This window comes from Empedobacter sp. UBA7252, from assembly GCF_002472765.1.
Taxonomy (GTDB): domain Bacteria; phylum Bacteroidota; class Bacteroidia; order Flavobacteriales; family Weeksellaceae; genus Empedobacter; species Empedobacter falsenii_B.
The window spans coordinates 7129-18344 of record NZ_DKSQ01000057.1; the positions used below are offsets into that span (position 1 = coordinate 7129).

General features: G+C 30.9%; 10 protein-coding genes and 1 pseudogene. 5 read left to right on the top strand and 6 right to left on the bottom strand.

Going from position 1 to position 11216, the window contains the following annotated elements; translation table 11 throughout:
• The 5 genes from B2X73_RS08115 to ctlX all read left to right on the top strand — a co-directional run.
• A partial coding sequence (locus B2X73_RS08115; RefSeq protein ID WP_291096189.1) for a RelA/SpoT family protein occupies window positions 1-2009 on the top strand: 2009 nt, incomplete at its 5' end.
• Window positions 2010-2052: 43 nt separating this feature from the next.
• A complete protein-coding gene (locus B2X73_RS08120; RefSeq protein ID WP_038335788.1) occupies window positions 2053-2334 on the top strand; it encodes a hypothetical protein in 282 nt (93 codons plus the stop codon).
• Window positions 2335-2800: 466 nt separating this feature from the next.
• A complete protein-coding gene (locus B2X73_RS08125) occupies window positions 2801-3778 on the top strand; it encodes an amidohydrolase family protein (RefSeq protein ID WP_125349365.1) in 978 nt (325 codons plus the stop codon).
• A 78-nt stretch (window positions 3779-3856) separates the two neighbouring features.
• Window positions 3857-4771, top strand: a complete 915-nt coding sequence (locus tag B2X73_RS08130; protein WP_291059140.1) for a dimethylarginine dimethylaminohydrolase family protein — start codon at window positions 3857-3859, stop codon at window positions 4769-4771.
• A gap of 1 nt (window position 4772) precedes the next feature.
• A complete protein-coding gene (gene ctlX / locus B2X73_RS08135) occupies window positions 4773-5720 on the top strand; it encodes a citrulline utilization hydrolase CtlX (RefSeq protein WP_286494812.1) in 948 nt (315 codons plus the stop codon).
• A 62-nt stretch (window positions 5721-5782) separates the two neighbouring features.
• Here the strand turns inward: ctlX and B2X73_RS08140 are convergent, their stop codons facing one another.
• The 6 genes and pseudogenes from B2X73_RS08140 to B2X73_RS08165 all read right to left on the bottom strand — a co-directional run.
• The gene (locus tag B2X73_RS08140) at window positions 5783-6616 is read right to left on the bottom strand and encodes a sulfurtransferase (RefSeq protein ID WP_286494813.1); all 834 of its coding nucleotides are present in this window, start codon (window positions 6614-6616) and stop codon (window positions 5783-5785) included.
• Window positions 6617-6685: 69 nt separating this feature from the next.
• Window positions 6686-7123 (bottom strand): copper resistance protein NlpE, encoded by a 438-nt coding sequence (locus tag B2X73_RS08145; RefSeq protein ID WP_286494814.1) that lies wholly within the window; start codon window positions 7121-7123, stop codon window positions 6686-6688.
• A 21-nt stretch (window positions 7124-7144) separates the two neighbouring features.
• Window positions 7145-7921: a hypothetical protein gene (locus tag B2X73_RS08150; protein ID WP_286494815.1), complete on the bottom strand. Its 777-nt coding sequence runs from the start codon at window positions 7919-7921 to the stop codon at window positions 7145-7147.
• 70 nt (window positions 7922-7991) lie between these two features.
• Window positions 7992-9161: a porin gene (locus B2X73_RS08155; protein WP_286494816.1), complete on the bottom strand. Its 1170-nt coding sequence runs from the start codon at window positions 9159-9161 to the stop codon at window positions 7992-7994.
• Between the two features lie 54 nt (window positions 9162-9215).
• Entirely contained in the window at window positions 9216-10277 is a 1062-nt protein-coding gene (locus tag B2X73_RS08160) for a linear amide C-N hydrolase (RefSeq protein ID WP_291096191.1), read from the bottom strand.
• A 406-nt stretch (window positions 10278-10683) separates the two neighbouring features.
• Window positions 10684-11216 (bottom strand): annotated as a pseudogene (locus B2X73_RS08165) (alkaline phosphatase family protein); the annotation flags it as partial.

Here is an 11216-nt window from a genome sequence, read left to right on the forward strand (position 1 = left end):
CTGACGAAATTGGGCTTGGTGCTACATCAATTTCTGCGGCTTTAATGCATGATGTAGTAGAAGATACTGAATATACGTTAGAAGATATTGAGAAACTTTTTGGAAAAAAGATTGCAAAAATTATAGATGGATTAACAAAAATTGCTGTCTTAAATAAACAAGATGTTTCGATACAATCTGAAAATTATAAAAAATTATTACTGACTTTATCTGAAGATGTGCGTGTGATTTTGATCAAAATTGCCGATCGTTTACACAATATGCGTACGTTAGAAAGTATGCGAGAGGATAAACAGTTAAAAATAGCATCCGAAACTATTTTTATATATGCGCCTTTGGCTCACAGAATGGGATTGTATAACATCAAATCTGAACTAGAAGATTTGAGTTTGAAATACACTAAACCAGATGCATATTTTAATATTGAACATAAATTAACAGAAACTGAAGCCGAAAGAAAAAAATACATTGATGATTTCTGTAAGACTATTTCAGAAAAACTTGAAGCCGAAGGTTTAGAATTTGAGATCAAAGGTCGTTCAAAATCAATCAATTCAATTTATCGAAAAATGATTAATCAAGGAATTCCTTTCGAGGAAGTTTTTGATTTGTTTGCGATTCGTGTAATTTATCGTTCAGATAAAAAGAATGAAAAATTCTTAGCTTGGAAAATTTATTCGTTGGTGACGGATTTATTTATTCCAAATCCAAAACGTATGCGCGACTGGATTTCTCAACCCAAAACTACTGGTTATGAATCGCTTCACGTAACGGTTATGGGACCACAAGCGCTTTGGGTAGAAGTACAAATTCGTTCCGAAAGAATGGACGAAGTTGCCGAAATGGGTATCGCAGCACATTATAAATACAAAGAAAATATATCGGACGACGAAACGAAAGTTGATGAATGGATTCATCAAGTTCGTGAAATGTTGGAGCAAGAAGATACTAAGGATGCGATTGAGTTTATGGATAATTTCAAGTTCAATTTGTACTCCAAAGAGATTTATGTTTTTACGCCAAAAGGAGACTTGCATTCGTTACCAAAAGGAGCGAGTTCGTTGGATTTTGCTTACTCTATTCACACCAATGTTGGTGACCATTGTTTGGGTGCAAAAGTGAATGGAAAATTGTATCCGCTGTCGCATCAATTGCAAAGTGGTGATCAAGTAGAAATCATTACATCAACACAACAAAAACCAAAATTAGAGTGGTTAGAATATGTTGTAACGAGTAAAGCGAGAAGTAAAATTAAAGCTTCTTTAAACTCAGATAAACGTAAAGTTGCAGAAGATGGAAAAGAAATTATTCAACGTAAATTAAGACATTTAAAGGTTGATTTTAGTGAAAATACGATTAATCAGTTACAGCAATACTTTAAGTTAAGTTCGAGTCAAGATGTATTTTATAATGTTGCAATGGGAATTATTGACAACAATGATTTACGTAAATTTGCAGAACGAAATACTGGTTTCACAGGATTGATTAACCGTTTCAGAAAATCAACATTCAATACAACTAAAAAAGATAATATTTCTATCGACAAAACGAAATTAGATAGTCTTGTTTTTGGGAATGATGAAGAGCGTTTAGATTATGAATTAGCGAGTTGTTGTAATCCAATTCCGGGTGACAAAGTATATGGTTTTATCACAGTTTCAAAAGGAATAAAAGTACATAAGGTAGATTGTCCAAACTCAGTTTCGTTACAAGCAAATTATGCGTACAGAATTATAAAAGCGAAATGGATTGATTCTTCTCAACAAGAATTTAAAGCGTTGATTGAGTTACAAGGTTTGGATCGAGCTGGAATGGTGAGTGATATTACGTTAGTTATTTCAAAAAATAACTCGTTGAACATGCATAGTATTAATTTATCTGAGGATGCAGGTATTTTTGATGGAAAGATTACAGTTTCAGTTAAAAATAAAGCCGAATTAGAAAAAATCATGATGGAAATGAAAAATATTGAAGGAATTCAATCTGTAAAACGAACATACAAAAATTAGTTTTTATAAAATATTTAATTAACTTTATATAAATTAACGATTTATGAAAAAAATATTATTAGCTTTTGCATTTCTTCCAATGTTGAGTTTTGCACAAGAAAATTCAAATGAAAAAGTTTTAAATAGAATTGTACCAAGTTCTATATCTATTTCTGAATATGAAAATAGTAGACCTGCAATTTTTATTGATGGAGAGAGAGTTGATAAAAGTATTTTTACGAAAATGAGTCCAGATGAAATTAAATATATTACAGTAATCAAAACAGATAAAAAATATCCAAACGGAAAAATTGATATTGTTTCCAAAAAAGAGAAAGAATCATAACATAAAAGTTTGAGAAATTATGGAACAAATATTAATGATATGAAAAAATTACTATTAGCTTTTTTATTTCTTCCATTGTTGAGTTTTGCACAATCTAAAACTTTGAATGATACAATTCCTGGAATTAAAAATTCTAAATTAATCATTTCTTAACCAAAAAAAGATTTAAAAATAGGTTATTCAATTGACGGAAAAGATGTTGATTATGCAAGTTTTATTGCAGTAAATATGGATTTAGTAGATGATTTAAAATTTACAAAGCCTAATTCAAAATATCCAGATGGTAAAATAGAACTTTTTCTTAAAAAAAATAAACAAACAAAAAAGTCCAACTATTGTTGGATTTTTTTTGCTTGCTCATGTTACTAACAAAGGCACAAAGTTACAGAAATCTTTTTGATAATATCGCTTCATTTCTATTGAATAATCTTGTTAATTTTACATCCCGAAAACAAACAAACTCACGATGAACAAACAGAACTATAATCCAATTGAAGAAGTACTTGAAAAAATCAACGAAAAAGGAGGTTGGGTTAATACGCATTCACACTTAGATAGAGCTTATTCATTGACTTCGGACACTTTCGCATTATCAAATTCTTACTTAAAAGAAAAATGGCATTTAGTTGATGATATGAAACGTAATTCATCTGTTGATGATATTTATTTCCGAATGGAAAAAGCGATTAATTTCATGTTAGAGCAAGGTTGTCAAGCAATTGGTTCTTTTATTGATGCGGATGAAGTGATTGAAGATCGTAGTATACAAGCTGCTCAACGCTTAAAAGATAATTACGGAAAAGACATCGAAATGCGTTTTGCAAATCAAGTACTGAAAGGAGTTATCGATCCAAAAGCGCGCGAATGGTTTGATATGTCTTCTGATTTTGTGGATATTATCGGAGGTTTACCTGCAAAAGATTTCGGTCGAGAAGATGAGCATTTAGATATTTTATTATCAACTGCAAAAGCAAAAAATAAATTGGTTCACGTTCATGTTGATCAATTTAACACAGACGAAGAAAAAGAAACGGAACAATTAGCTTTGAAAACGATTGAACACGGAATGCAAGGAAAAGTTTCTGCGGTTCACTCAATTTCTGTAGCGGCTCATCCAAGAAAATATCGTTACGAATTATATGATTTAATTAAAAAAGCAGATATGCACATTGTTTCTTGTCCAACTGCTTGGATAGATCACAATCGTACAGAGCGTTTGGCGCCTTCGCACAACTCGGTAACGCCAGTTGATGAAATGATTCCAAGAGGAATTAACGTTGCCTTCGGAACAGATAATATTAATGATATTTATAAACCTTTTTCTGATGGTCATTTACTTACAGAATTGAGAGTAATGCTAGAGTCTTGTCACTTTTATGATGTGGAACAACTTTCAAATATTGCAACAGTAAATGGTTTGAAAGCTTTAGGAATTCAAAAATAAAATGTATATTTATACAAAATTAAATCTCGCTATTGCGGGATTTTTTTTGGAACATAAAATTAAAAACTACAATAAATTATGCGATTAAATGTACAGAATGAAACGGCTCAACTGCAAACTGTAGTCTTGGGTCGAGCAGAATCTAACGGAGCTAATCCAACACTTGATCAGACGTTCGATGCCAAATCTTATGAAACCGTAAAGAATTATGATTATCCAAAAGAAGAAGATTTGATTGCGGAAATGTCAGAATTTGAACAAGTTTTGAAGAAATATAATGTTGAAGTTTTACGTCCAACATTGATCGAAGATTGCAATCAAGTTTTCTCTCGAGATGTCGGTTTTGTTATTGATGATGAATTCTTTATCTCGAATATTATTCCAGATCGTTTAGAAGAATTGCAAGCGTATCGCGAAATAAAACGTCAATTCAAAGGAAATAAAATCAATGCATTACCAGAAGAAGTTTATGTAGAAGGTGGCGATGTGATTTTGTATAACGATTATATTTTTGTTGGAACGTACAAACAAGCAGATTTCAAAAATTATAAAACAGGACGTACAAATGTTGAGTTTGTAAAGTATATCAAAGCTAAATTTCCGAATAAAAAAGTATTGGATTTTGAATTGAAAAAGAATGATGAAAATCCATATGAAGGAATTTTACATTTAGATTGCACTTTCAATCCTGTTGGGAAAGACAAAGCAATTATTTACAAAGATGGCTTTTTATTTGAGAATGAATATCAGCAAATTGTCGATATTTTTGGAAAAGAAAATTTATTCGAAGTAACAAAAGAAGAAATGTATTGGATGAATCCAAATGTGTTTTCAATTTCTCCTGAAGTTGTTGTTTCTGAGAAAAATTTTATACGTTTAAATGATCATTTAGAAAATGTATGGAACATAAAAGTGGAACGAATTAATTACCGCGAAGTTTCTAAAATGGGAGGTTTACTAAGATGTTCTACAATGCCATTAATCAGAAAATAACATGAAACAAAAACAATATACGTCAACTATTTTGATGGTTGAGCCAACAGCTTTTTATTACAATCCAGAAACGGCTGTTAACAATTATTTCCAAACAGAAACAACAGATTCTCAAGAAGATATTCAGAAAGAAGCGTTAGAAGAATTTCAAGGAATGGTTTCTGCTTTGCGTTCAAAAGGTGTAAATGTTATCACGATCAAAGATACTGCTTCACCGCATACGCCAGATTCAATCTTCCCAAACAATTGGATTTCTTTTCATGATAACGGAAATGTTGTGTTATATCCTATGTTTGCAAAAAATAGGAGACAAGAGCGTCGTGAAGAAGATGTATTGAGTTTGTTGGAAGAAAAAGGTTTTCATATTGATGATGTGATTGATTTTACATCGGCAGAAGAAGACGAAATTTTCCTGGAAGGAACAGGAAGTATTATTCTTGATCGCGAGCATGAATTGGCTTATGCATGTATTTCTCAACGAACTGATGAAGATTTATTGATTGAATTTTGTGAGGAATTAGAATATACGCCAGTTATTTTTCATGCGAATCAAACTGTAAATGGAGAACGCAAACCAATTTATCATACAAATGTAATGATGTGTATTGCAGATAAGTATGCGATTATTTGTTTGGATTCTATCGATGATAAAAAAGAAAAGAAAACAGTTTGTGAGTATTTATTAGAAGCTGGAAAAGAAATAATTGCAATTACAGAAGCACAAGTGCATCAATTTGCTGGCAATATGTTGCAAGTTGGAGGTTTAGGACAATCATATTTGGTGATGTCACAAACGGCTTATAATTCGCTTAATCAAGAACAAATTTCTAAAATTGAGGCTTATAATCCAATATTACCTGTTAAGATAGATTTGATTGAAAAATTAGGAGGAGGAAGCGCTCGCTGTATGATGGCGGAAGTTTTCTTACCAAAAAATAAAAACATTTAGCTTAAAATTTACAAATCCGAGTTTTTTACTCGGATTTGTAAATCATGCAAAATAGTTTTAAACTATCTTTCAATCGGTAAATTTTCGTCAGCGCCCCATTCAGACCAAGAACCATCATAAACTTTTACCTTATCAAAACCTGCAATTGTCGAAGCCAAGGCTAGGATGGAAGCTGTAACACCAGAACCGCACGAAAAAATATTTTCTTTGGATGAATCTGTCAATTTTTCGAAAATTGCTTTCAGTTTTTCTTTTGATTTATATGATGTATCAGCCAAAACATTTTCAAAAAATAAATTCTTAGAAGCTGGAATATGTCCGCTTCGTAAACCTTGTCTTGGCTCAGGAGAAGTCCCCTTGAAACGCCCTTCTGATCGAGCATCTATAATCATTTTTGAATCATCATTTATTGCATTTAACATAACTTGTGTATCAGCAAACCAATTCGATTGAAAGTCAGCAATAAAGTCACCTTTTATAGTAGGTAGAAAATAAGTAGAAGTTGTGACAAAATTATTATCCATCCAAACATGTAATCCGCCATCTAAAACATATATTTCATTGTGTCCCATTACTTTGAACATCCACCAAACTCTCGGACTCGAATAAACTCCCCAACGATCATAACAAACGATGATAGAATCTTGATTAATGCCCAAATTTTGAGCTTCTTTTGTAAAAGTTTCTTCATCAACAAATGTATGAGGAAATTGCGAAGAATGATCAGAAAATTTTCCTTCCAAATCAAAGAAAAGAGAATTCGGAATTAATTTTAATTCTTGATCTTTTATTGATTGTCCAACTTTATCAATCGTACAATCTAAAATAATTAAATTTTTAAGATATAGATTATCATGTAATTCTTGTGTTGATATGATTGGTGAATTGAAAGTCATTTCTGTTTTATTTTTTATAAAAGTAAAAAAACGCAACCATTTTTGGTTACGTTTTCTTATCTATCTTATTTATTTTTTCTTTAACTGATAATTTTGTGCTAAAGCTCCAGTAATTTCATTTCCTTCTAAATCTAATTGGAATAAAATATTCTCTCCAACCTTATAACGTTTATATTCATCGTCTTTTGTTTTTAATGAAATTGAATTACCATCATCAGTCCACGTAATATTACCTTGATTTTCAACCTTTAGGTTTTTGTCGATATATTCCTCTGTTAAGGTATATGTATTATCTTGATTTAAAGTTAATTCTGTTTTAATTCCTTCACAATCAGCACAAGGGATCACGCCCTCATAAGTTCCGTCCCAATCTAAAGCAGATTGAGAAGTGGAGTCATCGATTTTTTGTGATGATTTATTTTCAGTGGCAGGAGTACTTTCAGTCTTTTTTTCGCAAGCTGTGAATAATATGCTTGTAAAAGCACATAATACAAATAATTTTTTCATAATATATTTATTTTAAGGTTATTATTTTAAGTTAAAGCCAATTTTTATCATTGGTCCAAACATATCCATATCATAAACAAAGTTGGAATTGTTACTTCCTTTCTCGTAGTCCATACTTATGATTTGATAGCCCGCCATTGCGTAAAATAAATCAGAGAATTGATAACCAGCCAATCCTTCTAATTGCCATGCTAATTTTGAGCCGATTCCAAATCCTCCAATTTCTCCAGAAACATTATACAAAAACTTTTTGTTTGGTAAACTTCTTGTTCTTGCAACTAACATTGGATCTACCCAAGTTTTAGAAATACTACGATCTAAATGCATTGGTTTTAAAGAAACTGGATTGATTAGATTTACATCAAATCCAGATTTAATATTTACAAGGTTCATACTAATACCAGCTTCTAGCCAAGGTGTAATTTTTCTCAATAAACCTGCTTCAAAAGAGAATTGTTTTGCTGTTAATTTACCATCCAAAACTAAAGGGTCTTTTTTAACATTTGCAGCTAAAGAAGCATAAATAATATCAGATGTAATCACCCAATCTTTGTTTTCGGCTTCAAAAATTAACATTCCAGCAAATTTCAAATGCTCAAAAAAGTCTGAAGGGGATTGACTTACATGTACATTCGGAAGTCGAGAAACACTCGCTTTTCCTTTCATATGAGGCAACATCATATTTGGCTCTACTTTGAAATGCCAAGAATCATCTGGCTGAATTGAGTCTTGAGCAAAAGTTTGCGTACTTGATGCTAATAGAATTAAAAATGTGCTTTTTTGAAAAAAGTTAAACATAATTTTTTAAGTTTCGTTTTATTAATTATTTCAAATGATAGAGAGAAAAGTTAAGTTAGTTGTGGTTTTATTATAGGTTAAGTTTCTTATTAAATTGTCTAGATAAATCTAGTTTCATTCCCAATGTAAAAACACTTTGTTCTTTTTTACCAATATAATTTTTACCAAAAGAGATACGCTGTTCTGTATATAATTGTACATATTTCATCGGATAATATTCTAATCCTGTAATGAAATCACTTCGTCTGAAATTTTTATCAATGATTATATTTTCTACAGATTTCTTTGTTTCAGGAACATATAAATTATAACCTCCTAAAATTGAAAATTTATTTAGTTTATATTTCAACGCTGTCTCAAAACCTTTTGCATCAAAAACATATGAAGGATTAATTGTATTTTCAGATTGATATGAAATAGGTATAAAATCACCATTTTGCTGTAAAATTCCAAGTAGACTAACATCAAATTGTTTACTCGTATATTTTAAACCAATTGAATAAAAAGTTGGATGTCCTGATAAACCTAAGATATGATTATCATCAATTAAGTTTTGAGCTATAAAAGCACGGTTAAATGCAGCTCCAATACTAATATTTTGATTTAATTCTAATTGAGCTGAAAAACCAAAACCATCAATAATCTTATCATCATTTCCACCTTTTGTTTGGATTTGAGCACCAAATTGAAAAGCTTTAATTTTATTTCTATAAATTATTGATTGATCTGCTCGTCCTGTTCCTAGCAAACCACCATCTGTTCCACCTGTAAAAGTTGCAGAAGCGCGTCCTCCAAATACATTAAAACGATCTGTATAAGCTGTAACATCACGGTAAACACTCCATTGTTTACCAAATGTTATTTTACCATATTTAGACAAATCAATACCTAAGTAACCCAAGCGATTACCAAAAACTTGTTGTTTTTGTTCTGAAACAATTGTCAAAAGATCACTATCTAAATTTCCATCAACATTAAACGACGAGTTACCTTTGAACATATTTATTTGGAGTTCAATACCAGCTACAAATGCAATATTTCCTTTTTTTAGATTAATTTCAATTCCAGCACGAGAGGCATTTTCTTGTAGCTCCATTACTTTATCATGCACAGCAAGATGACCTCTCAAACTAGTGTAAGGTCTTATCGAAATATCAATTGTATCATTTGATTTTTGAGCATAAACAATAGATCCTAATAATAAAAAGGCAGATATAAAATGTTTGTTATTGGCAATCATATTGAATGTTGATTTAGAACTATTTGCAAGAAAAATATTGATTAATTTTTCGATCTAAATTCCAACAAATGTAAATGGTTTTGTATCACTAAAAAGTTGTGAAGTTTCGCCAGCATACGTTTCATTTTTACTTACGCTTAATTGTTTTGTTTTTGCATTTTTACCAAAATCAATTTTCTTTAAATCAACCCAAAATGTATTTGGAGTTTTTGTAGTTTCAAAGTAATAAACAAGATTTTTATGATCAGAAACTGATCTCCATCTTGTAGACGATATGTTAGGTTCTGCTTCTGAAGAAATTCCTAACGGAACCGATACATTTCTGATAACACTAAAAACACTTGCAGTAGAAGTGCGAGTATCAGCGGTTTGCGGAATTGCATTAATGTAATATGATGCTCTTACATAACGATCAGCAGCTCTGTTAGTTCCTGGTAACATAATTGTTCCTGGAATCCCTTTCCAATATTGATTAATTGCTAATTGCTCATCAAAAACTGGAGAATTTGTCATTACTGTATAAGAAGGATCATGGTGTATTTTTAATTTCCCGTTTACATATTCGAAAATTGCATTGTCTCCATTTGCATCAGAAATTGAAAGATGTAAAGTTGTAAATTTTTGAGTACCTGGAATGTAGTCAGAAACAATTACAAATTTTTCTTTTCTCAAATCATCTACAGCTTCTTTTACTGTAGCATAATTATCTAAAACATATTGTGCCCAAGCTGCAATTGTAACACCTGGCTTTGTTCCTTTTGGATTAAATTGAGGATACTGGCTTTCTACTAACCACAAAACATTCGCAACAAGTCCTTTTTCGTTCATGCCATCTGTTGTCGCAATGTCCCAAGCACTTGCAATTACACTTCCGTATTTTGAAGTCCATTTTTCCGAAGCATTTCCAACGTTGCCAGATCGATCTATACCTCTAGGAAAAACCCAAATATTTGCATCAATTTCATCTTTCCAATCCATAGAACGAGCTGTGATTACAGTATTTTCTGGACCTTTATAGACAACTCTTGTGCAAGCATCTAGTTGTGGAGATAATAAAAAAAATAGGTTGGTAGAAAATAATGTCAAAGTTAATTTACTTAAAAAAGTCTTTTTCATTATGATGTATTTAGAATATTAAAGTTATTAATTTAATTGGAGAAAATTATACTCTTTTACTAATATTGTGCAGAATATTAAAAATTATCCATTTATACAATGTTGTTTTTGGAATATTATAACGTTCTATAATTTCTCATGATTTTGTATAATTATCTTCTATTACAAATCAACGAAAAATGCTGATTTTCCTCTTAAAACAAATCCCTCATTACCCCCTCTTATTTATATTTTTCTCATTATCAATAATATGAGCTTATTATTTATCAAAATAATGTTATAGATGTTAATCGTTAATTTCTTTAATTATAAAATTTAAACAATTGAAATAGAGTAAATAATAATTATAGAAACAAAAAAAAACGCAACTAATTAAGTTGCGTTTTTAGAATTATCTTTTATAAGATTATTTTGGATTTGTTACTTCAGAAACTGGTTCGCCAATATTTCCGTTTGGCTCTTCTATATGTAGCAAAGCGGCAACTGTAGGTGCGATATCTGTCATATAAACACGGTTATTATTTTTACCATGTTTTATACCCCAACCCATCAAAACAAATGGAATGTGAGCATCGTAAGCCCCCCAAGTTCCGTGTGTTGTTCCTCCAGCATTTTGTTTTCCGCCGTACCATTGTGGTTCTAAAATATAAGTAATAGCACCGCTACGTTTACGATTGTAACCGTTAACCATTCGTTCTTTGATAATCGCAGGAATAGAAGCTTCTCCAATTTTATCCATATCAGCTACGAAAGAAACACCATCAACTTTTTGCATAAACTTTACGATTTCTTCTTTGATATCTTCTTCGTCTAATTTATTTTGTTCGATCGTTTGATAATTCAAATGAACCTGATAATTTGTCAATGAGCGTACAATATCAGTAGATTTGAATTTCTCTTGTAATTTAGCATTTAATGCTTTTTTTACTTCTCCAGTTG